Annotated in this window: 19 protein-coding genes and 1 pseudogene; 7 read left to right on the top strand and 13 right to left on the bottom strand. The window is 70.0% G+C overall.

Going from position 1 to position 20,495, the window contains the following annotated elements; all coding sequences use genetic code 11:
* Nucleotides 1-11 precede the first annotated feature (11 nt).
* Both ACWF9Z_RS15655 and ACWF9Z_RS15650 read left to right on the top strand, forming a co-directional pair.
* Nucleotides 12-926, top strand: a complete 915-nt coding sequence (locus ACWF9Z_RS15655; RefSeq protein WP_453602413.1) for an IS5 family transposase — start codon at nucleotides 12-14, stop codon at nucleotides 924-926.
* Between the two features lie 548 nt (nucleotides 927-1,474).
* Nucleotides 1,475-3,766: an NACHT domain-containing protein gene (locus tag ACWF9Z_RS15650; RefSeq protein WP_453602410.1), complete on the top strand. Its 2,292-nt coding sequence runs from the start codon at nucleotides 1,475-1,477 to the stop codon at nucleotides 3,764-3,766.
* Nucleotides 3,767-3,830: 64 nt separating this feature from the next.
* Here ACWF9Z_RS15650 and ACWF9Z_RS15645 read toward each other — a convergent pair.
* From ACWF9Z_RS15645 to ACWF9Z_RS15630, 4 genes and pseudogenes are all read right to left on the bottom strand, one after another.
* A pseudogene (locus ACWF9Z_RS15645) lies at nucleotides 3,831-4,025 on the bottom strand (transposase); the annotation flags it as partial.
* A gap of 102 nt (nucleotides 4,026-4,127) precedes the next feature.
* The gene (locus ACWF9Z_RS15640; protein WP_453602407.1) at nucleotides 4,128-4,835 is read right to left on the bottom strand and encodes a hypothetical protein; all 708 of its coding nucleotides are present in this window, start codon (nucleotides 4,833-4,835) and stop codon (nucleotides 4,128-4,130) included.
* A gap of 298 nt (nucleotides 4,836-5,133) precedes the next feature.
* Nucleotides 5,134-5,391 (bottom strand): hypothetical protein, encoded by a 258-nt coding sequence (locus ACWF9Z_RS15635; RefSeq protein ID WP_453602404.1) that lies wholly within the window; start codon nucleotides 5,389-5,391, stop codon nucleotides 5,134-5,136.
* A 267-nt stretch (nucleotides 5,392-5,658) separates the two neighbouring features.
* A complete protein-coding gene (locus ACWF9Z_RS15630; protein ID WP_453602402.1) occupies nucleotides 5,659-7,203 on the bottom strand; it encodes an MFS transporter in 1,545 nt (514 codons plus the stop codon).
* A 108-nt stretch (nucleotides 7,204-7,311) separates the two neighbouring features.
* Between ACWF9Z_RS15630 and ACWF9Z_RS15625 the strand changes: the two genes are divergently transcribed.
* From ACWF9Z_RS15625 to ACWF9Z_RS15615, 3 genes are all read left to right on the top strand, one after another.
* Nucleotides 7,312-8,037, top strand: a complete 726-nt coding sequence (locus tag ACWF9Z_RS15625; protein WP_453602399.1) for a TetR/AcrR family transcriptional regulator — start codon at nucleotides 7,312-7,314, stop codon at nucleotides 8,035-8,037.
* A gap of 367 nt (nucleotides 8,038-8,404) precedes the next feature.
* On the top strand, nucleotides 8,405-9,631 hold the full coding sequence (locus tag ACWF9Z_RS15620; RefSeq protein WP_453602396.1) for a cytochrome P450: 1,227 nt from the start codon (nucleotides 8,405-8,407) through the stop codon (nucleotides 9,629-9,631).
* 127 nt (nucleotides 9,632-9,758) lie between these two features.
* Nucleotides 9,759-9,932, top strand: a complete 174-nt coding sequence (locus ACWF9Z_RS15615; protein WP_453602393.1) for a hydrophobic protein — start codon at nucleotides 9,759-9,761, stop codon at nucleotides 9,930-9,932.
* A gap of 205 nt (nucleotides 9,933-10,137) precedes the next feature.
* Here ACWF9Z_RS15615 and ACWF9Z_RS15610 read toward each other — a convergent pair whose 3' ends face one another.
* The 4 genes from ACWF9Z_RS15610 to ACWF9Z_RS15595 form a co-directional block, all read right to left on the bottom strand.
* Nucleotides 10,138-10,548: a rodlin gene (locus tag ACWF9Z_RS15610; RefSeq protein WP_453602390.1), complete on the bottom strand. Its 411-nt coding sequence runs from the start codon at nucleotides 10,546-10,548 to the stop codon at nucleotides 10,138-10,140.
* Between the two features lie 252 nt (nucleotides 10,549-10,800).
* Entirely contained in the window at nucleotides 10,801-11,544 is a 744-nt protein-coding gene (locus ACWF9Z_RS15605; RefSeq protein WP_453602387.1) for an SAM-dependent methyltransferase, read from the bottom strand.
* A gap of 154 nt (nucleotides 11,545-11,698) precedes the next feature.
* Complete coding sequence (locus tag ACWF9Z_RS15600; RefSeq protein ID WP_453602384.1) at nucleotides 11,699-12,172, bottom strand: hypothetical protein; 474 nt, start codon at nucleotides 12,170-12,172, stop codon at nucleotides 11,699-11,701.
* Nucleotides 12,169-12,567: an SDR family oxidoreductase gene (locus tag ACWF9Z_RS15595; protein ID WP_453602381.1), complete on the bottom strand. Its 399-nt coding sequence runs from the start codon at nucleotides 12,565-12,567 to the stop codon at nucleotides 12,169-12,171. Before ACWF9Z_RS15595 ends, ACWF9Z_RS15600 begins: the two co-directional genes overlap by 4 nt.
* A gap of 479 nt (nucleotides 12,568-13,046) precedes the next feature.
* Between ACWF9Z_RS15595 and ACWF9Z_RS15590 the strand changes: the two genes are divergently transcribed.
* On the top strand, nucleotides 13,047-13,250 hold the full coding sequence (locus ACWF9Z_RS15590; RefSeq protein WP_134068503.1) for a cold-shock protein: 204 nt from the start codon (nucleotides 13,047-13,049) through the stop codon (nucleotides 13,248-13,250).
* Between the two features lie 102 nt (nucleotides 13,251-13,352).
* Here ACWF9Z_RS15590 and ACWF9Z_RS15585 read toward each other — a convergent pair whose 3' ends face one another.
* The 5 genes from ACWF9Z_RS15585 to ACWF9Z_RS15565 all read right to left on the bottom strand — a co-directional run bounded on the left by ACWF9Z_RS15585 (nucleotide 13,353) and on the right by ACWF9Z_RS15565 (nucleotide 18,662).
* A complete protein-coding gene (locus tag ACWF9Z_RS15585; RefSeq protein ID WP_453602378.1) occupies nucleotides 13,353-14,015 on the bottom strand; it encodes a hypothetical protein in 663 nt (220 codons plus the stop codon).
* Nucleotides 14,012-14,551, bottom strand: coding sequence for a SigE family RNA polymerase sigma factor (locus ACWF9Z_RS15580; RefSeq protein ID WP_453602375.1), 540 nt, complete (start codon nucleotides 14,549-14,551; stop codon nucleotides 14,012-14,014). The genes ACWF9Z_RS15585 and ACWF9Z_RS15580 overlap by 4 nt, the downstream gene beginning before the upstream one ends.
* 78 nt (nucleotides 14,552-14,629) lie before the next feature.
* The gene (locus ACWF9Z_RS15575) at nucleotides 14,630-16,009 is read right to left on the bottom strand and encodes a pectate lyase family protein (RefSeq protein WP_453602371.1); all 1,380 of its coding nucleotides are present in this window, start codon (nucleotides 16,007-16,009) and stop codon (nucleotides 14,630-14,632) included.
* 84 nt (nucleotides 16,010-16,093) lie between these two features.
* Nucleotides 16,094-16,903 carry a GH12 family glycosyl hydrolase domain-containing protein gene (locus tag ACWF9Z_RS15570; RefSeq protein ID WP_453602368.1) on the bottom strand — a complete coding sequence of 270 codons (810 nt, stop codon included), beginning with the start codon at nucleotides 16,901-16,903 and terminating at the stop codon, nucleotides 16,094-16,096.
* 1,597 nt (nucleotides 16,904-18,500) lie between these two features.
* On the bottom strand, nucleotides 18,501-18,662 hold the full coding sequence (locus tag ACWF9Z_RS15565; RefSeq protein ID WP_453602366.1) for a hypothetical protein: 162 nt from the start codon (nucleotides 18,660-18,662) through the stop codon (nucleotides 18,501-18,503).
* A 61-nt stretch (nucleotides 18,663-18,723) separates the two neighbouring features.
* Between ACWF9Z_RS15565 and ACWF9Z_RS15560 the strand changes: the two genes are divergently transcribed.
* On the top strand, nucleotides 18,724-20,495 hold a 1,772-nt coding region (locus ACWF9Z_RS15560), incomplete at its 3' end, for an NPCBM/NEW2 domain-containing protein (protein ID WP_453602364.1).

Here is a 20,495-nt window from a genome sequence, read left to right as displayed (position 1 = left end):
GGCTGGTCGCTGTGAGCGAGCGCAAGTCCTACAAGACCGACCTGAGCGATGAGCAGTGGGCGTTGGTCGAGCCGGTGATCACCGCGTGGAAGGGTGCGCACCCCTCGGTCAGCGGCCATCAGGGCCGGTACGCGATGCGGGAGATCGTCAACGCACTGCTCTACCAGGGCCGGACCGGTTGTCAGTGGGACCTGCTCCCGCACGACTTTCCGCCGCCCGGCGCGGTGAAGTACTACTTCTGCACCTGGCGCGACGACGGCACCGACCAGACCATCCACGACCTGATGCGCTGGCAGGTGCGGGAGAAGATGGGCCGGAAGGCGGATCCGAGCCTGGTGGTGCTCGATACCCAGAGCGTGCACGCGGCGGCCGGAGTACCCGCCGAGTCGACGGGACGTGATGCGGCAAAAAAAGTACCGGGCCGCAAGCGCGGCCTGGCCGTTGACGTTCTGGGGCTGGTGATCGCAGTGGTCGTGGTGGCCGCGTCGGCGCACGAGAACGCCGTCGGTATCGCGCTGCTGGACAAGGTAGCCGCCGACACCGACGCCGTGGAGAAGGCCTTGGTCGACCGGGGCTTCAAGAACGCGCTTGTCGCGCACGGGCAGAAGGTGAACATTGAGGTGGAGGTCGTGGAGCGCAATCCCGCGCAGACCGGGTTCGTTCCCAAGACACTGCTGGAGCTGCCCGATCCACAACCGCCCGCACCCCCGGCACCGAGACTTCCGGGCCATCCGGCCTGCCGGCAGATCATGGAGGTGTTCACCGCGGCCGACCATCCGCTGCGGGCGCGACAGGTCTGCGAGGCGATGGACCTGATGGTCGCGCCCAACACCATCAACAACACCCGCCTGAAGCTCAAGCGGCTGGCCGACCGTGCGATCCTGGTCGAGACCGAGCAGGGCTTGTTCACTCAGCCCCGGCCATAGCCGCCCGGCGCTGCCGCGCCCGCCCCGGACGAAACCAAGAATCGGGCATCAGGTCTCATACCGCCCTCTGAGTATGGAGTCGTGGAGGCTGGCGACGCCCGACAGGTGCTTCTCAAGCGCCTCGTGCAGCCCCACCGCCTGGTCGTCGTCGACTGGAACCGGTTCCCGCCGTCACCGTCCGGCCTCCGGCGGGGGAACCGGGCGTTCCGTCCCTCCGGCACCGGAGGTCGGACAGAATGAAGGTGTCCGGTGGGGAGCCGACAGGCCGGTGCCACCGCCGAAGCGGAAAATGGGGGCACGGTTGACTGTGTGGGACGCGGACGGCTCTGACGCGCGGAAGGATCCTCAGCCCCCGGGACGTCCACGGCCCGGGACGCCGGCCAGGATCCGGGCCGTGGCACGAACACCACGGGCAGGGACACGGGCTCGGGCCGCCGCACCCCCGCGGCCGGGCGGCGGCCAGGCCAGTGGCGGAGCGGCTGTCGGAGGGACGGGTGCGTAGGAACCGCTCAGGCCCTCCCCCCGGGCGACGCCGACGGTTACTGCTCATGGCGGCGGCGGTGCTGGGAATGTGGCTGCCGATCTACTTCGGCTCCCTCGGCGAGTGGATGAAGGAGAACCCGCCGCCGTTCATCGCCTGGATGGAACAGCACACCACCTTCGCGGTCGTCCTCTTCATGGCGGCCACAGCCCTCGCCGCACTGGGCTCCATGGCCGGACAGCCGAACGAGCCACAGCCGGTGGCAGAGCTTGCTGGGACACTGGCCACCGCGGTGGCCGAGCAGTGGCGCAGGGAGGAGACGGCCCTCCAGCTGCAGGCGCCATGGCCGATGCCACTGCGATGGGAGAACACCGCACGGCCGGTGGCAGACCACTGGGAGGCGATCAACGGCGCCCAGAACCAGGTCGAACAGGTGGATCTGTCCGGACGGCTGGACGGGGACGGCCGGGCGGACGACAGCATCGTCGCTGTGTTCCACCGGGTGGCGTCACGGCGGCTCGTGATCCTCGGCGCACCGGGCGCGGGCAAGACCGTCCTCGCCCTGAATCTGGTGCTGCATCTGCTCGACCGGCGCCAGGAGGGGGAGCGGGTGCCCGTTCTCCTCTCCATGGGATCCTGGGACCCCGCTCAGGAGACTCTGCACTCCTGGATGGCCCGTCGGCTGGCCGAGGACGACCCGGCGCTGCGCACCCGGTCAGGGTCGGGAACGACTCTCGGCCAGGAGCTGATCGCCTCCGGACAGGTGCTGCCGGTGCTGGACGGGCTGGACGAGATGCCCCCGCAGGCGAGGTCACAAGCGCTGGCGGCCCTGAGCCGGCAGATGGGACGGGGCGAACCGCTGGTGCTGACCTGCCGGGCTGACGAGTACCAGCGGACGGTGGGGAGTACGGTGCTCACCGCCGCTGCGGTGGTCGAGCTGTGCCCGCTGGACCCGGCCGACCTGCAGACCTATCTGCGGGTGAGCACGGCCCCCGCCCGGACCGGCTGCTGGGATCCCCTGTTCGCCGAGGTGGAAAGCACCCCCGGCGGGCCGGTGGCCCAGGCACTGTCCACTCCCTTGATGGCCTGGCTCGCCCGTACCGCCTACGCGGACACCTCGGCGGCCGAGCCCGCGGAACTGCTCGCCGAACAGGACGGGGTCCGCCGGTTCGCCGACCGGACGGCGGTGGAGGAGCACCTCCTGGAACGTCTCATCCCGGCCGTGTACTCCCGCGATCTTCCCGGGGAGGACACCCGAGGGTGGAGCGGCGAGGAGGCCCACCGCTGGCTGAGCTTCCTCGCCCGGCATCTCAACACGTTGCGCACGCCCGATCTGGCCTGGTGGCAGCTCGGCACCACCGTGCCCCTGACGTCGCGCATGGTGCTGGCCGGGATCGCCACCGGACTGGTGTACGGACTCCTGTCCTGCCTGGTGCACGGGCTGGGCGGGTTCGGGCTCATGGACGTCTTGGTGAGCGGGCTGCTCAACGGGTCCATGACCGGGCTGTCCTTCGGACTCGCGCACGGGGTTGCGGCCAGGTTCATCGACGGGGCCTTCCAGCCGTCACGCGTACGGCTGAGCCTTCGCGGCCGGCAGACCGGGCGGGCTCGCCCGAGGTTCCTGCCCCGGTTCATGGCAGGACTCGTGGTAGGGCCGATTGCCCCGGTCACCGGCAATCTGCTCGCCGGAGTGGTGAACGTGGCGGCCTACCAGGAGCCGTTCTGGCTGCTGGCAAGGGTCCTGAGCGCGGGGTACTGGGGTTTGGTGGTCGGGGTCGGGGCCGCGCTCGTCTTCGGCTCCACGGCCTGGTTCGAGGAGCCCATCGACACGCACGAGGCCACCAGTCCCACCGGTCTGCTGAACACCAACCGTGCGACGGTGCTCCGCCAGGCGCTGGTACTCGGAGTGGTGTTCGGGCTTCTCATCCTGCTCGGGAGCTGGATTATGGCCGGTCTGCTGCCCCGGCACATGTGGGGAACCACCGTAGCGTGGACCCCCGCCCTGGGGCTGCGATCCGGGATTCTGATCGGGCTCGGGAGCGCGCTCGTGGCCGCGCTCACGCTGACCGCCTGGGGCCGCTGGCTGATTCTGGCGCGCGGCTGGCTGCCGCTGACCAGACGACTGCCATGGGCCGTGAGCGCCTTCCTGGAGGACGCCAACCGACGTGGCGTACTGCGCCGAAACGGAGCGTTCTACCAATTCCGCCACACCCGGCTCCAGCATCACCTGGCCCCTGCCCCACCACCGCTGCCGCCCCAGCGGCGCTCCCGGCCACGGGTCCGTCTCTCCGGCCTGCTTCGCCGTCAGGACCACGGCCGCGTGGGAGAGCCCGACAGTGATGGCGAGATGTCTCGGTGACCCATCACGTCGAGCGACAAGCATCCGTCATCGGCCACCGGCGGGGCCCCTTCGGGACCCTGGCGTCGTGCGGGAGCAGGTCCCACTGACAACCGGTCCGGCCCTGGTAGAGCAGTGCGTTGACGATCTCCCGCATCGCGTACCGGCCCTGATCGCCGCTGACCCAGGGGTGCGCACCCTTCCACGCGATGATCACCGGCTCGACCAACGCCCACTGCTCATCGCTCAGGTCGGTCTTGTAGGACTTGCGCTCGCTCACAGCGACCAGCCCAACATGCCCAGGGCCGCCGACCGGCCGGGATGCCATGCCGCCACACGTTCAGGTGACGATAAAACGCCTATACGCTCTCATATCGCCCTCTCAGACCAGGACGTTCACGGCCCGGGCGACGACGAGTCCCAGGATGACGAGCGAGACGATGGACTGGAGCGTCATGACGCACTTGGCCCAGGGGGCGAGTGGCATCACGTCGGTGGGGCTCAGCGCGGTGGAATTGGTGAACCCGAGGTAGAGGTAGTCGACGTAGCGGGGGCACCAGCCCGGGGAACTCAGCTCGGGGTTGATCTGTTGCGGAAAGGCGAGCGCCGGAGTGTGCGGCATGCGGTGGGTCCGGGCGGCCGGTCCGCCGCTGTCCAGTTCGAAGTACAGGAGGGAGAACGCGAGGATGGTGGAGGTCCACACGCTCCCGCCGGCCAACAGGAGGGCATTGGCCGAGTTGGTCTCGGTCCCGCCGTGGATGAGGTCGTCGATCAGCCGGACGGTCGACCAGGTGGCACTGACCGCCAGGACGACGACCAGGGCGACCGACACCGCGCGCAAGACGGTGGAACGGCGGCTGATCCGTCCCGGGTCACCCGCGATCAGTGCCACCAGCAGCAGTCCTTCGGCGAGGGGGAGAGCCCATCGGGGCCCGAGCCGCAAGTCGTCGGGCAGGAGCAGGGTGAGCACGGCGGAAGCGATGACCGCCGCGGCCATCGGCCAGCGCCTCTCGGCGTGGACGGAGGACCGGGTCCGCAGCTCGGGCTTGCGCGGATCACGGTCGATGTCGGATGGGTTCTGTCCGGTCACGACCTGCTGCTTCCCGGGCTCGTCGGGCTTCGGGCACCGGAGTCGGCCGCCCGTGAGGTCGGGTTCATCCGCCGCTCACTCCTCGCAAGTGAAGGCGTACGGGCGGCCACCTCGATGACCGTCCGGGAACGCTCGCTCCGGTGACGCGGGCCCTGTCTGTCGATCAACCGTAGTCCGAGGGGGCGGGGCGGCGGGGCCGACACGCTCCGCGATCACACCTCTGCCGAGGCGCTCCGATCCGCGGCCGTCGCTCGCCGGTCGGCCCTGGTGTTCTGAGGCAGAAGGCGCAGGGCCTGCGTCAGTTGTCGGGAGGGGCGGGCAGCCGGCGGAGTTCGAGCAGGGCCACCGCGATCTTCACTCCGGTCGAGATCGTCAGGGCCTGCAAGAAGGGCATGCCCATGAGCCACAGGGCCACCATCATCACCGTGAGCACCAGGAAGGCCGACAGCAGGTGGGTGCGCCTGATCGTGGTCCGCAGGTGCGCGGTTCTGCCGCGCCGCTGATCCACCGTACCGATCGGGCGCGCGGCGACGCCTTCCTCCTCTGCCTGCGGCATGGGCTGCTGCCACCCTTCCCTCGTGTTCGGCCTGGGCCACGAGTCTTGGGCGCGCCCCGGGGGACTGCCACCCGTACGACGTGTCGCCGCCGCCATCCGAGGTACAGGTTCACGTCACCGGGCCAGGTGAGGGGGAGCCCGAGGACGACGGCCCGCAGTCCGCGCCTGCGGGACGGCCGGGCTGCCGGACCACCGGCGACGACTCCGCGCGGGGCGCCCGCGCGTACCGGCGGCCCCTGGGCCAGGGACCCGGGCGAGTCCCTCCTCCTACCGGTGCGTCGCCTGCGCCTGCGGGGCCGGCTGAGCGACGGCGGCCGACGGGACGACACCTCGTCGCGGCCGGAGGAGCAGCGCGACGAGGAGCGCCGCGGCCGCCAGGGCTGCGCTGCCGCAGCGCAGCGCCAGGTGCAGGGCGTCGATGAAAGCGGCGTTCACGGCGTCGGCGACGGGGGCGGCGACGGGGAAGCCGCCCGTGGCGTCCGGGGCCGTGCCGGGCAGGTGGCCGCCGAATTCGGCGGGCACGCCGAGCCGGTGCAGCGACTCGGTCAGGGTGGCGGTGAGCCGGCTGCTGAGGACGGCCCCCAGGGCGGCGACGCCGATGACACCACCGAGCTCGCGCAAGGTGTTCAGGGTTGCGGAGGCCATGCCGGCCCGCTCGGGGGCGACGCGCTGCATCACCGTGATGGACACGGGAGTGAACGTCATCCCCATGCCGAGACCCATGGTGAGCAGCACCCAGACGTACTGCGGGTAGCGGGCGTCCGCGCCGTAGAGCGAGAGGGCGCCGAGCGCCGTGGCGCACAGGGCCAGGCCGGTGACCAGCGGGAGGCGGGGGCCGTGGCGCGAGGTGAGCGTGCTCGACAGTGGTGCGGCGACGACGATCATCGCGGTCATGGGCAGGCCCGCCACGCCCGCGTCCGACGGGGACCAGCCCATCACGTTCTGCATGAGCAGGGGCAGGAAGAACGCGGCGCCGAACATGCCGAAGCTGATCATGAAGCCGGTCACCGCAGCTCCGGTGAGCACCCGGTCCCGGAAGAAGCGCAGGTCGAGCATGGGGTCGGTGCCCCGGGCCTCGACCGCGACGAAGACGGGCAGGGCCAGCGCCGCCACGGCGGCGAGGGCGAGCACCCGGGTGTCGGTCCAGCCGCGGGTGGGCCCTTCGATGAGCGCGTACACCAGCGCGCCGCATCCCAGTGCGGAGAGCGCCTGGCCCGGCAGGTCCAGCCGCTTGGTACGGGTCGCGAACTCGGGAAGCACCCGGGCCGCGAGCAGCAGCCCCGCCACACCGAGGGGGACGTTGATCCAGAAGACTCCGGCCCAGCCGAAGGTCTCTACGATCGGCCCGCCCAGGACCGGGCCGACGGCCAGGCCCAGCGCGGAGACGCCGGACCAGAGGCCGACGGCTCTGGCCCGCTCCTTCTCGTCCGTGAAGACGTGGCGCAGGATGGACAGACTGCCCGGCGTGAGCAGCGCCGCGCCGAGGCCCTGGAGCATCCGCGCGGCGATCAGCGTGCCGGTCGAGCCGGACAGGGCCGCAGCCGCCGAGCCCGCCGTGAAGACGGCCAGGCCGGTGAGGAAGATCCGCCTGCGGCCGTACCGGTCGCCCAGGGTGCCGCCGGTGAGCAGCAGCGCCGCGTACACCAGGCTGTAGCCCTCCACCACCCACTGAAGTCCGGTGACGCCGGAGTGCAGTTGCTGCCCGATGCGGGGCAAGGCGTTGTTGACGATGACGTTGTCGAGCATCGCCATGAACATCGTGGCGCACAGGGTGGCGAGTACGAGCCCCTTGCGGTGGGCAGGCGGCTTCATCAGCACTCCCTAACAGTGTTAGTCGGGTGGTCGGTGCGGCTAGACTGCACCTAACGCTGTTAGATGGCAAGCGGGATTCCCTACGGGACCCGAGGGCGGAGGTGGCCGATGGTGCGAGAGGGCAGCGCTGATGACGGACCGGCACAGCCGGGACTGACCCGTCAGACGCTGGTTCAGGCGGCCGTGCGGGTGCTGGAGCGCGAGGGAATCAAGGGCCTGTCGATGCGCAACGTCGCCGCCGAGCTGGGGGTGAAGGCGGCCTCCCTCTACTGGCACGTGCGCAACAAGGAAGAGCTGCTCGACCTGCTCACCGACGAACTCATGGCCGACGCCGAGGCGCCGCCCCCGGAGGGCGACTGGCGTACGCAACTGCGCGAGTACTGCGTGCGCTACCGCCGGCACCTGCTCGGCAAGCGCGACGCCGCCAAGGTCGTCGCGGGCCGGCTCGCCCCCGGCCCTTACCTGCTGCGCCTGATGGAGGACCAGCTCCGCCGCCTGCGGGAGGCCGGCTTCTCCGACGCCGACGCGGCCATGATCAGCTATCTGCTGGGCGCGTTCGTCCAGGGCTTCGTGCTCCAGGAACAGGGGCCCATCTCGGCGTCCGAGGCCATGGGCGCCAGCCGGCAGGAGGCCGCCACGGCGGTCGGGGAACAGTTCCGCCGACTGCCGCCGGACACCTTCCCCAGCCTGGTGGCACTCGCCGATGACCTGACCGGTCCCTCCATGGAGGACCGCTTCTCGTTCGGCCTCGAGCGCCTCCTGGACGGACTGTCCACCCTGCTGGAGCAGGGCCCCGATGCGCGGAGCGGCGGGGCGGGCGCACCTGCCGAGTGACCGCCCGCGACGTGTTCACGGACGACGGCCCGTGTCGTCCGCGTGCCCTGTCGTCCGCGTCATCCACGTCGTCCGTGTGGTCCGCCGGACATCGCCCCTGGTGCCTCGTGGAACGCCTCACGTCACGCAGGGCCGGAGGCCGTGCACGCGTATGCGTCGAAGCCCTGGCTGCGGCAGACGGCGTGGTGTTTCCTGGACAGGGCTCAGCCGCGCCGACCCGCCGACCGGAACGCGATCGCTGACGGTGCGGAAGACGTGGCAGGACGACCCGGCACGCCGGAACCGGGACGCCGTGATGGCAGCAGGGCCGGGTACGAGGGCGCCGACGGAGTCGGCGCGACGGAATCCAAGCTGATGGGGGAACCCCATGACCGCCGCCCACAACGCCCCGGACATCCTGTCGCGGGAGTTCGCCGACAACCCGTACCCGACGTACCGGGCCCTGCGCGAAAGCGCGCCCCTGACCTGGCACGAGGCGACGCAGAGCTACCTCGTCGCGCGCTACGAGGACGTGGCGCGGGTGTTCAAGGACAAGGAGTCGCAGTTCACCACGGACAACTACGCCTGGCAGGCCGAGCCCGTGCACGGGAAGACCCTCCTGCAGATGAGCGGCCGTGAGCACGCCACCCGGCGGGCGCTGGTGGCTCCGGCCTTCCGCGGCAACGAGCTCCGGGACAAGGTCGTTCCGCTGATCGAGCGCAATTCCCGCGAACTGATCGACACGTTCCGGGGCGTCGGCTCCGTCGACCTGGTGAGCGGCTTCGCCTCCCACTTCCCCATCTCCGTCATCGCGGACATGTTCGGACTGGACCGGTCAGGCCAGGAGCACATCGGCGGCTGGTACCGGGCGTTCGTGGCGTTCGTCGCGAACCTGTCCGGTGATCCCGAGCAGGCCGCGGCCGGCGTGCGGGCCCAGACCGAGTTCGCCGCGTACATGCTGCCGATCATCAGGGACCGGCGGAACCATCTCGGTGACGACCTGTTGTCCGCGCTCTGCACCGCCGAGGTCGACGGGGTGAGCATGAGTGACGAGGACATCAAGGCGTTCTGCAGCCTCCTGCTCACCGCGGGCGCCGAGACCACGGACAAGGCCATCGCCAGCCTCTTCTCGAACCTCCTCGCCCACCCCGAACAACTCGAGGCCATCCGGCAGGACCGCGGACTGATCGACCGCGCCGTCGCCGAGACCCTGCGCTACAGCCCGCCGGTCCACATGATCATGCGACAGTCCGCCACCGAGGTCCGGACGAGCGGCGGCACCATCCCCGCGGGAGCCACCGTCACCTGCTTGATCGGAGCGGCCAACCGCGACCCCGGGCGTTACAAGGCCCCGGACCGGTTCGACATCTTCCGCGACGACCTCACCACGCCCACCGCCTTCTCCGCGGCGGCGGACCACTTGGCGTTCGCGCTCGGACGGCACTTCTGCGTCGGCGCTCTGCTGGCCAAGGCGGAAGTCGAAATCGCCACCAATCAACTCCTCGACGCGATGCCGGACATCCGGCCGGCCGATGGATACGACCCTGCCGAGCAGGGTGTCTTCACCCGGGGGCCGAAGTCCCTGCTCGTGGAGTTCACGCCGACCGCGGGCTGAGTGCACGGGGGGCTCCGACGGATGGGCGGCGCATTCTCCTTCCCGCCCCCGCCGATGAGAAACAAGAAGATTTCGCACGCATACGCGGAGAGGGCCGGGGCATTCGACTGCTCGGAGGTTGATATCTATGGTTCCCCTGCTTCTCGTCCTTCTGCTCGTTCTGGTGCTGGCCGGCGCCGGATTCGCCGTGAAGATCCTCTGGTGGGTCGCGATCGCGGTGCTGGTGATCTGGCTGCTCGGATTCGTCGCCCGTCCCAAGAGCGGCAGCGGCAGCGGCCGCGGCCGCTGGTACCGCTGGTAGCGGCGGCGCCCGTCCGCCGACGTGCCATGCGCAAAGCCCCCGTCCGGTCGGACGGGGGCTTCGCGCGGAGCTTGCGCCCGGCTCGGCGGCCTGGCGGCGCCGCTGCACGCGTGGGGGGAGACATCGTGGATCGGGGTGGAGCAAGCCGGGGTCTCGTGGGCACTCGTGCAGGTGTCGTCGGAGGCCCCGGCTCGTAGAGGGGGTGTCAGCTGTTGGCGGACACGTTGCCGGACAGGACCGGGATGTTGTCCAGGATGTGCGAGAGCGGCTCGTCGCCCTTGGCCTGGGTGGAGTTCTCGGTGCACTGCTGGTTCTGCGGGTTGGACAGGACGTTGATGTCCTGGACACCGATGTTGAGCGCGGCGATCAGCGACTGGGCGTTGACCTTGGCGGGCAGGCCGATGCAGGGCTTGTTCAGGGTGCCCTGGACGAGGCCGAGCTGCGGGCTCAGGTCGCCGGTCGTCTTCTGGTTGCCGTAGATCTGCTGGGACCCGTTGCCGTTGACGGTGTTGACCCCGTTGTCGTTGCCGATGGCCATGGCCGGGGCGGCGACTGCGGCGCCCGCTCCGAGGATGGAGGCGGTCGCAGCGGCGGTGGCCATAATCTTCTTGATCATCACGAGTCTTTCTGTTGCACGAGTGCACGGTAGTCAGCGCCTTGATCAACGGCCGGATCCGGCAGAGGTGTCTCTGATTCACCCGATCAGCCCTGACCACCGCACGACACCTCGACGTCCTCCGCGCGGACCGCGGCCGCCCCGCCGAACGCCCCGTCAAACGCCCCGAGATGCGCCCCGAGGTGCGCCGAGGCGCACGCACCTCGCGGCGCTGTGATCCGTCGGGGCGGCTCCGTACCCGGGGCGGCTGATTCAGGGGCGGGTGGGCGTCTGGCGCAGGACCAGGGAGGTGAAGCCCCAGGTGTCCCGGTAGACGTGCAGCCATTCCGAGCGGCGGAGGGTGGCCGTCTCGAGCGCGTGCGTGCTGTCCGCGTCGTCGGGGTGGTCCAGAGCCCACGAGGCCAGCGCTCCCCAGCAGGCCCATTCGTAGTCGTCCAGCTCACGGCGCGTGCTGACGTGCCCCTCGACGGGAGTCCATCCATCGGCGACGACGTGGTCCACGGTGGTCGCGAGGTCGGTGAGTTCCCCGAGCATCTCGATGGCCTCCGCGGACGGGGTGCGGTCCCAGAACCCCTCACCGATCAGTACGCGGCCGTCGGGAGTCAGGTGCTTGCGGGCCGCCGCGAGGGTGGGCAGGAGGCCGCCGAAGGCGTGCGCGGCCCCGACGCTGATCACCAGGTCGAACGGCTCGGAGGACACGAAGGCCTGGGCCTCTTGGTGGTGCAGGGTGAGGCGGTCCTGGACGCCGAGGCCGATCGCCGCCTGGCGGGCCTGTGCCAGGGCGTCCTCCGAGACGTCCACGCCCTCGGCGCGTACGTGCGGGTGGGTGACCAAGGCGCGCAGGAGCCATTCGCCGCTGCCACAGCCGAGGTCGAGTACACGCTCCTCGCCATGCGGGAGTCCGCGCGCGAGCAATCGGCGTACCGAGTCGTCGTCGAGCGGAGACTTTATCGGGTGGTCGGTGTGGGCGATCCTGGAGATTTCTTCACGGTTCACCGGCGCAGCTTGTCAACGACGGAGGTCACGCGCATCTTGTTTTCCTCCACGGCCGGTCCTCTCCAAAGCCCGCCCGATGCCGAGGACTTGGCCCTCGCCCGCGCGCGGCGGCCGACGGCCTGCCGGCGGCCTGCCGGCAAGTGCGGGACGGGCCTCAGGCCGAGCCGGACAGCAGGGGAGCCGCCCAGCGAGCGAAGTCCTCGAAGCCGCGCGGTTCCCGGCCGGTCAATTCCCGCACCGAGCCCGTGGGGGACGCGTTCAGGCCGTCGCGCAGTGCCCCGAAGGCGGCCACCACCTGTTCGGCCAGCCACGGCGGCATGCCGGCCTCGGTCATCCCGGCGACAGCCGCCTCGTCGGGCACCGCCACGTACGCGATCGGGCGGCCGAGAGCGCTCGACAGCTGCCGCGCGACCTCCTCGTAGGTGATCGCCTCCGGGCCGGTGAGAACCTGGGTCCGCTCTCCCCGCACCGCCGTACTCAGCACCGAGGCCGCCGCTGCGGCGAGGTCCCGAGGATCGATCATCGCGATCCGCGCGTCACCGGCGGGCAGGAAGAAGCGGTCGGCCTGCCGGATGGTCGCGGCGGAACCGAGGATGTTCGACATCATGTGGCTGGAACGCAGGATCACGGCCGCGATCCCGAGCCGCGCAGGTGTTCCTCGATCCGGCCGTGCTGGTCGAAGAACACCGTCGGGGAGCCGGCCTCGGCGCCGATCGTGGACAGCATGACCACCTGCCGGACCCCGGCGTTCGCCGCCGCGTCGATCGTCCGCGTTCCGTACTCGACCTGCCGGGGGTGGTTCGGGCAGATCATGAACAGCCGCTCGACACCGTCGAGAGCCTCGCGGACGGACGCCGGCTCGGCGAAGTCGCCCCGCGTCCACTCGATGTCGCGGCCGAGCACGGCAGCCGCGCGATCCGGGTCCCGGACGAAGGCCCGGACGGGAATCCCGCGCTCCCGAAGCTCCCCGACCACCTTCGAGCCGACGTTGCCCGCCCCGCCCGTCACCAGTACCGTCGCCATCTTCGCTCACTCCCAGGGGGCTCGACCGCCGACGGCTCAACGTACGCGAATCGTGACAGAAGGGGACGGATCGACGGACCACGACCTCCGGGCCGTACGGGTGCCACCGGGCCTTGAGGCCGCCGGGGGAGACCCGTCGGGGCGGTCGAGCGTCTTGTTGGCGAACGGCGACGGATACTTCGCGTGCGGGGGAGGGTAAATCTGCGACCGTGAGGTGAGGGTTTATCGCCCCCCAGGGAGAAGGTTTTTTCCGCGACGACGAGAGCGGAATGTTCCCACCTGCCGGGGCGGGTGTGGCGTGCTACTGTCGATCTCAGTTGCAGTCTTTGGTTCCCACGAATTCAAGCGCACCCTCCGTTGGTATGATTAGACGCTGGAAGCGCGCTTTGCATTTCCGCCGATTTCCGGTCGGGGCAATCATCGCGGCGACTCCGGATCCGCATAGTGTGGATCCGGGCACTGCCCCAAAGGAGATTGATATGGCATCTGGCACCGTGAAGTGGTTCAACGCGGAAAAGGGTTTTGGCTTTATCGAGCAGGAGGGCGGCGGCGCTGACGTCTTCGCTCACTACTCGAACATCGCCTCCTCTGGTTTCCGTGAGCTTCAGGAAGGCCAGAAGGTTAACTTCGACGTCACGCAGGGCCAGAAGGGCCCGCAGGCCGAGAACATCGTTCCCGCCTGACGCTGACGCTGACGCTGACGCGTCTAATGCTGGGGCCCGCACCTTTGGGTGCGGGCCCCAGCCGCGTTTGGGCTGTCTCGCCCCCGGGGGCGGGTGGGCCGATCAGAACGCGCCCCCGACCTCGTGCCGACCGCCCGCGGCCGTGGTGGCCGTCGCCTCGTAGGTGTCCTTCCCCGCGTCGCGCCCGCCCTGGGCGTGGTTGTACTGGCCGGCGAACACATGCCGGCCCGCGGGGAGGGTTCGGCCGGCCTTGAGGGTCCAGCGGTAGACCGTCGCCTCTCCGTTCTGCCGGACACTGACCTCGAAGTCGTCGCCCGGCAGGGTCTGCCAGGTGCCGGTCGTCGCCACGCCGCCCGTCTGCGCGATGCGGACCTCGAGGGTGAGCGCGGCGAGGGGTTCACCGCTCTGGAGGGTGATGTTGCTCTGGGCCCAGTAGGTGTTGCTGTGCGGGTCGACGGAGCCGTCCGACCACAGCGGGCCGCTCTCGGTGCTCAGGGTGCCGGGCCGGTCGGGCGCCGTCACCACCTGTGTGCCGTGCCCCTCGTCGTTCAGGACGGATTCGACGGTGAGGACCCCGGCGAGGAGGGTGGCGCCGACGGCGAGCGTGGCGAGGGTGATGCGGCTCCAGGAGACCGCCCGCGTCTGCTGACGGGCACGAGGGGCACCGGCGCCGGCCATGCCGTGCCGCACCCGCGCGAGCATCCGCTCCCGGTCGGGCTCGTGCGCCTCCGCGGCCTCCCGCAGCCTTCCTTCCACGTCCTTCACCGGTTCCTCCCTCCCGTGAGTTCTCCGACCCGCGGGCCGAGCAGCTTCTGCAGTTCCGCCATGCCCTTGGAAGTCTGGCTCTTCACCGTGCCGACCGAAATGCCGAGGGCGAGCGCCGTGTCCTTCTCGGACAGGTCCAGCGCGTGGCGCAGGACCACACAGGCCCGTTTTCGAAACGGCAGTCTGGACAGGGCTCTTCGGACGTCCACGGTGGCGGCGACGTCCGGTGCGTCGGCCACCTCGGGGCGGCTCGACCAGAAGAGGACGACCCGCCTGCGCTCCCGCACGGCCGCACGAATGCGCGTACGGGCCATGTGGGCGACGATCCCGCGGGCGTAGGCGAGGGGATGGTCGGCGCGGCGCACCCGGTCCCAGCGGTGCCACACCGCGACGAGGGCGTCCGCGGCCAGGTCGTCGGCGCCGTCGGGCTCGCCGATGAGCATGCAGGCCAGGCGGGAGAGTTCGGCGTGGTGCCGTTCGAAGAAGGCGTGGAACTCGATGGAGGCGTTGTCATGGATCTCCTGAACGGGGGCCATGCCCGGCTCTCCGTTCGATCGGCCCTTGTCATGCCGTGTGCCGGCGACGGTAGCAGCCATGTCGGGGAACCCCTTTCCTCACGGAGTGCGGACGGCAGGTCCGGCGAGACCACCGGAGGCGGTCAGTACGCCGGCGCCCGCCGCGCGGCCGAGCGAACCGGGCAGTCCGGCGGCGGAGGTCTCCAGCCCGGCGGACAGCGTGGGCCGCCAGTCGACGGTCGGCCGGATCTTCCGGCCCGGGTTCTCGGCGTTGTACGCGGCGACCAGATCGGCGCCCCGGCCGTTCACGAGGTTCCCGGTGCCCGCCAGCGCGCCGGTGCCGTCGCCGGTCAGCAGCCGGGAGACCTTCCCGTCCCCGGGGAGCGTCCAGTGGTTGTACTCGGCCACCACCTGGGCCCGTGCCCGGGAGCTGATGGAATAGCTGAAGGCGTAGCCGTGGCGCTCGGCCGTCTCGAAGAGGTTGTTGTACAGGTGGATCTGTCCGACGCGGGCCAGCGGGGCGCGCTGGACGGTCCCCTGGAAGACGTTGTGGTGCAGGGTGACGCGCAGCTTGGTGTCCTGGTCGGAGCTGCCGATGAGCATCGTCTTGTCGTGGTCGGCGAACCGGTTGTACGAGACGGTGACCAGGTCGGAAGCGTTGGTGATGTCGAGCGCCCCGTCGTGGACCTGGTACTCGCGCCCGAAGTGGCGGGGGTTGCCGCTGTCGAAGCGGGGGCTGTCGGTGAACGTGTTGTGGTCGGCCCAGACATGGGTGGCTCCCCGCAGCGAGAGCGCGTCGTAGGCGGAGTTCCAGTTGCCGTCCGAGCCGTCCGTGGGATCCCACTGGGGGAAGCAGTCGCGCACGTCGGTGAATGTGAGGTTGCGGATGATGGCGTTGTCGGCGTCCTTCGCCTGGAGGCTGCCGCCGGTCAGTCCGGCGCCGGTCCCGGGCACACCGACGATCGTGGTGTTCGACGGCACCTTGAACACGATCCGCGCCGCCTGCTTCCGCTGCGCAGCGGCCCGGGCCGACTCCTGGGCGCCGGAAGGCACCTTGGAGCGCCCCCAGCCGGCCGGGTCGTAGGCCTTCAGGTAGGAGGCGAGGGAGTAGCCCGTGCCCGCGGCGTAGTCCTCGCAGCGCAGGGAACGGCCGTCGTCGTCGGTGTTCGCGTCGATGGAGCCCCGGACGCGGATGATGCGCGGCGCCGTTGCGGAGCCGGCGCTCAGCGCGTGGGCCAGCTCGGCGCGGGTGGAGACCGTGAACACCCGCGAGGCGCCGGCCGCCGAGCCGCCGGTGGTTCCCTTGCCGTCCGCCGCCCACCCGTCGCGTGCGGGAAGTACGGCGTGCGCGAGATCGGGGGCCGCGTGCGCGCTCATCGCCAGGGGGACGGTGCCGAGCGCGACCGCGGCGGCGACGGAGGCGGCGGCGAGGACGGCCGCGCGGCGGATGCGGGGCCGACGGTGCGAGGGAGCAGACATGCGGAGGTGTTCCTTGCCTGGAGGGAGAGGGAGAGGGAGAGGGAGAGGGAGAGGGGGGCGGGGGAGGGGGCGCGGTGGCGCGTGTCAGCCCACGTTCACCGAGTAGGCGGTGGTGTCCAGCTGCGCCTTGCCGGTGAAGACCTCCGTGCCCGCTTCGACTCCACTCAGGTAGTCGTTCCCGTCCACGAGCCCGCGCTGGACGAGCGTGTGAAGGAAGTCGTCCAGATTCAGGTTCGCGGAGCCGGTGTTGTCGACGCGGACGAAGGAGTAGACGTTCCAGCCGATGTCACCGACGTACAGGTCCCAGGCCGCGCCGCCGATCTCCAGCCGCTCGCGCTGGGTGCCCAGCGGCCCGGCCCCGCCGTCCTTGGCGAGCCAGACCATCACCTCGTGCTTCGGCTCGCTCTGCCAGTCGGTACGGGCGGAGTCGTGCAGCCACAGGTCGTAGGCGACGTTGTACACGCTCTCCTTGGACTCCCTCACCTGGTACGACCAGGCCGTCCGCACCGGTTTCCGGTCCGCCACCCGCACCGGCAGTTCGCTCTGCGGCACCTTCCAGCCCCAGTGCCACCCGAGAACACTGCTCGCGTACGACTTCACCGCGTTCGGGTCGCCCGACCACTCGTAGCTCGTGCCCCACCCGATCGTGGAACCCGACGTGTAGGCGTCCCAACTGCAGCTCCAGCCCGCGCCGCTCTTCGCGCCCCACGTGTTGTTGTTGATCCAGTACTTGCCCATCGGGATCGACTCGTACGGTGCGCAACCGCCGGCCGCACTCGCGTGCTGGGCCGGGGCGGCCGCGGTGTAGGCGACCGCGCCGCCCAGTGCGGCCAGGGCGACCGCGCCGGCGGTGAAGCGCTTGCGGGTGAGCCGGTGGCGTCCAGGAGTTGCCATGGGGGTGAGGCCCTTCGCTCGGTGACCTTGCCCCCCTCAGTCGCCGCCCGCGTCCCGTAGGTTGCCGTGATCCACGCCACTCCGCCTCCGTGGACCGGAGCGGGAGGCGGAAGGCGGAAGGCGCTGGAGGCGGGCACGCCGAGATCCCGCCCGGCCTTTCGGCGGGACGGGATCTCCATGACCGGGTGTGCAACGCCCCCGCGAAGGTTTCGTAGTTGGCCGGATACTTCTTCGGCGGAGCGAGGCCGGCGTAGGGGCTGGACCAGAGCCTCACGCCGTGCTGTGGGGTCGAACCGTGCCCGTAGGCGCGCGGGTAGCCGCCGCCGTCGCCGCGCCTCGACGGACCCCGCGCCCCGAGACCGCCGTCTCGCCACGCCCCCGATGCTATGCACGCCTGTCATGGCATGCAATACAGAGCTGAAAGATTTCTGAAGACGCATCAATTTTCTGATGCAAGATGGCCGTTGATTCAGACATCACCCGGGCTGCCGAAGGCGTGTTCACCCCGCCCAAGTGCCCCATCGAGGCAGGCGTGCTCGACGGCGCCGAGCCGCTGACCTGCTGATATGTGGCGCCATGCGGTTCGGCTCCATCGGGCCCCGGTGTGCCGGGGCGGTGACCCGGCCCGAGACGTCCGGCCCGCGTGCGAGCGGAGCGGGCGCCATCGAACTGAACACACCCATTGACATCACTTCTCAACAGGCAACACAGTTCAACGTCTTCCAACATGACCTGCGAGGAGAGGAGTTACCCCCACCAGCCGCCCCAACCGCCCGATGCGGCGCACGCCCTGCCGACTCCCGAACCCCCTCGCGTCGGCATCGCGAGGACGTGCGCCCCCCCGTACGCCCGGCCGGACGCCCGTCGTCCCGGCCGCGTCCTGCCCGACGCGAAACGGCGGCGGTAGACGCACGCGTGCGACCGCACGTACGGCGCAGGTGATTCCGTCCGGCCCGAGGCACCCCAGCCTCGCTCCGGCAGGGGCGCGATCGCCCGTGGTCGCACGCACCGCCCGCGCGGCGGCAGGCTCCGGAGCCGGTCCGCACCGTCCGGTCGGCTGCCTTCCGGGACGACGTGACCGCGACGTGCGGAGGCGGACGGTCAAAACCGCCGCCGGTCGCCGGGGCCGCTCGGTCCTGCACGTTCCACAGCGCCAGAGAAGGACGGTCGAGGTCGACCGTCCTTGAACGAGGAACACCCCCACCCGAAAGGATCCCCCACACATGCGTCGTCTCGCCTGTGTTCTATCCGCCGTGCTGGCAACAGCCGGCACGGCGATCGCCCTTCCCGTCACGCCCGCGGTGGCGGAGGCAACGGCAGGGCCCTATGTGCTCGAAGTCGAGAACATGTCGCTGACCAATTTCGCGACCGACACCGTGAACCACACCTGGAACGACAACCCGGTCGAGAACATCACCTATGCCCGGGGCGCGTCAGGACAGACGAGCACCGCCAGAACGACCTTCGCCGGCTCTGACGGAACCTATGACCTCATCACGCGCTACAACGGCAAGACCGCGAACGGAGTGACGTACAAGATCTCCGTGAACTCCACCCCCGTGGATTCATGGGCCACGTCCCAGCGGTACGGCCGTGACTACACCGACCCGATGAGCATCGACACCCGTACGTCGAGCAAAGTAGCGCTGAAGGCCGGTGACGTCATCGAGCTGGTGGCCACGTCCGCCGGCGAGGTACCGCGCGTCGACAGGATCACGATCCAGAGACACGTGGGGGCGCCCACCAGCACCCTGACCATAGATTCTCCGAACGCGACGCTGAACGACGGCTTCGCGTGGGGCAAGAACCGGGCCCTGGGCATGACGTTCTACCCGGGGAACCCGATGATGGGGCACGAACCCGAGTGGTGGCGCCTCAAGAACGCCGCGCACCCGACGGTGGAACCCGGCTACTGGGGTGCCTACACCAACCGGGAGTCCTACTACAACCGGGACATCGCCCACCAGTCGGACGGCGCGCACGCGCTCGGCCTGGACGCCGAGACGTTCAGCATGATGAAGACGTTCGCGGCCGATGCCGACGATCCGGGCCAGAACGGCTGGCCGCTGTGGGCGCACAGTTCCCACGGAGCCATGTACTACATCGACGGCACCGGCTTCCGGGAACTGCCGTCGCCGTTCAACCTGATGACCAAGGCGTACAAGCAGTACCAGTGGACCGGCAACGCGGACTGGATCAACGATCCGGCCCTCTCCGCCTACTACGATTCGACGATGGGCTCGTTCCTCACGAACCACGAGGTGACGTGGAACGACGCGAACCCGGCCGCCGACCAGCCGGTTTCGAAGAAGCAGCCCGGCGAGTACACGGCGACGTTCTTCGAGTTCCCGAACGAGAACCTCGTCTCCGCGGGAGACTCACTCGGGTACCAGTACCAGTCGATGCTGGCCTATGCGGACATCCTGAAGGCGAAGGGTGACACCGCCGGCAGCGCGAAGTGGGCCGATCGCGCGAAGCGGGTGCAGGACCACTTCGATGCGAACTGGTGGGACGCGTCGAACAACCGGTACGTCCGGGGCAAGGACGCCGCCGGCACGGGCTACAGCAGCTGGGGGCACGAGGCCAGCTTCCTGACGATGCTGACCGGGCTCGGCGACCACGGCGCGAGGACCAGCAGCTCCCTGGACTTCATCGCCGCCAACGACGACGGTCTGAATGTCGAGGCGACCTCCTACCTGCCGGAGATGTACTACCAGTACAACCGGTCCTCCGAGGGCTGGGGATGGCTCAAGAAGCTCATGACCGGCAAGGACACCTACCCGGAGATCTCGTTCCTCGCGGTCAGCAGCGTCATCGACGGCATGATGGGGGTGCAGCCGGACGCCCCGAAGGACAAGGTGGCCACCGTCTCCCGGCTGACGTCCGAGACGCCCTGGGTGGAGATCGACCACCTCAAGGTCGGTGACAACGACCTGAAGCTCAAGCACACCGGCACCACGGGTTCCACGTTGACCAACAACTCGGGTGGCACCGTCAACTGGGAAGCCCAGTTCTACGGGACCCCCGCCTCCATCACCGTGAACGGGACCGCGTACACGCCGCAGACCAAGTCGCTGTACGGCAACACCGTGTCCTACGTGAGCGTACCGGTGGCCGCCGGTGCCACCGTGACCGCGACCGCCGGGACGGTGGCGGGTGACACCACGGCCCCCACCGCGCCGGCCGGCCTCGTATCGAGCAACGTGACGTCCAAGAGCGTGGACCTGAAGTGGACGGCGTCGACCGACGACGTCGGCGTGACCGGTTACAAGATCTACAGCGGTGCCACCCTCGTCGGCTCGTCGACGGGTACGAGCTTCACCGCGACGGGGCTGTCGGCCTCGACGCCGTACACGTTCACCGTCAAGGCGATCGACGCCGCGGGGAACCTCTCCGGGGCCGGCAACGCCGTCGACGTCACCACCTCCGCCGCCGGCGGAAGCGGACAGTCGGTCGACCTGAGCGATCTCAACTGGACCAACGCCAGAAGCGACTCCGGCACCGTCCAGAAGGACAAGAGCGTCGACGGGCACCCGATCAAGCTGAACGGCGCCGCCTACACCAGGGGGATCGGTACGCACGCCAACAGTGC

The sequence above is a fragment of the Streptomyces sp. NPDC054961 genome, from assembly GCF_053609145.1.
This window is presented reverse-complemented; position numbering and strand designations above follow the sequence as displayed.

Coding starts and splice junctions, on each gene's coding strand:
- ACWF9Z_RS15610 (WP_453602390.1), bottom strand. CDS start 10,548: ATGATCAAGAAGATTATGGCCACCGCCGCTGCGACCGCCTCCATCCTC.
- ACWF9Z_RS15620 (WP_453602396.1), top strand. CDS start 8,405: ATGACCGCCGCCCACAACGCCCCGGACATCCTGTCGCGGGAGTTCGCC.
- ACWF9Z_RS15615 (WP_453602393.1), top strand. CDS start 9,759: ATGGTTCCCCTGCTTCTCGTCCTTCTGCTCGTTCTGGTGCTGGCCGGC.
- ACWF9Z_RS15590 (WP_134068503.1), top strand. CDS start 13,047: ATGGCATCTGGCACCGTGAAGTGGTTCAACGCGGAAAAGGGTTTTGGC.
- ACWF9Z_RS15595 (WP_453602381.1), bottom strand. CDS start 12,567: ATGGCGACGGTACTGGTGACGGGCGGGGCGGGCAACGTCGGCTCGAAG.
- ACWF9Z_RS15575 (WP_453602371.1), bottom strand. CDS start 16,009: ATGTCTGCTCCCTCGCACCGTCGGCCCCGCATCCGCCGCGCGGCCGTC.
- ACWF9Z_RS15580 (WP_453602375.1), bottom strand. CDS start 14,551: ATGGCCCCCGTTCAGGAGATCCATGACAACGCCTCCATCGAGTTCCAC.
- ACWF9Z_RS15635 (WP_453602404.1), bottom strand. CDS start 5,391: ATGCCGCAGGCAGAGGAGGAAGGCGTCGCCGCGCGCCCGATCGGTACG.
- ACWF9Z_RS15570 (WP_453602368.1), bottom strand. CDS start 16,903: ATGGCAACTCCTGGACGCCACCGGCTCACCCGCAAGCGCTTCACCGCC.
- ACWF9Z_RS15625 (WP_453602399.1), top strand. CDS start 7,312: ATGGTGCGAGAGGGCAGCGCTGATGACGGACCGGCACAGCCGGGACTG.
- ACWF9Z_RS15630 (WP_453602402.1), bottom strand. CDS start 7,203: ATGAAGCCGCCTGCCCACCGCAAGGGGCTCGTACTCGCCACCCTGTGC.
- ACWF9Z_RS15565 (WP_453602366.1), bottom strand. CDS start 18,662: ATGGTCAGGGTGCTGGTGGGCGCCCCCACGTGTCTCTGGATCGTGATC.
- ACWF9Z_RS15650 (WP_453602410.1), top strand. CDS start 1,475: ATGGCGGCGGCGGTGCTGGGAATGTGGCTGCCGATCTACTTCGGCTCC.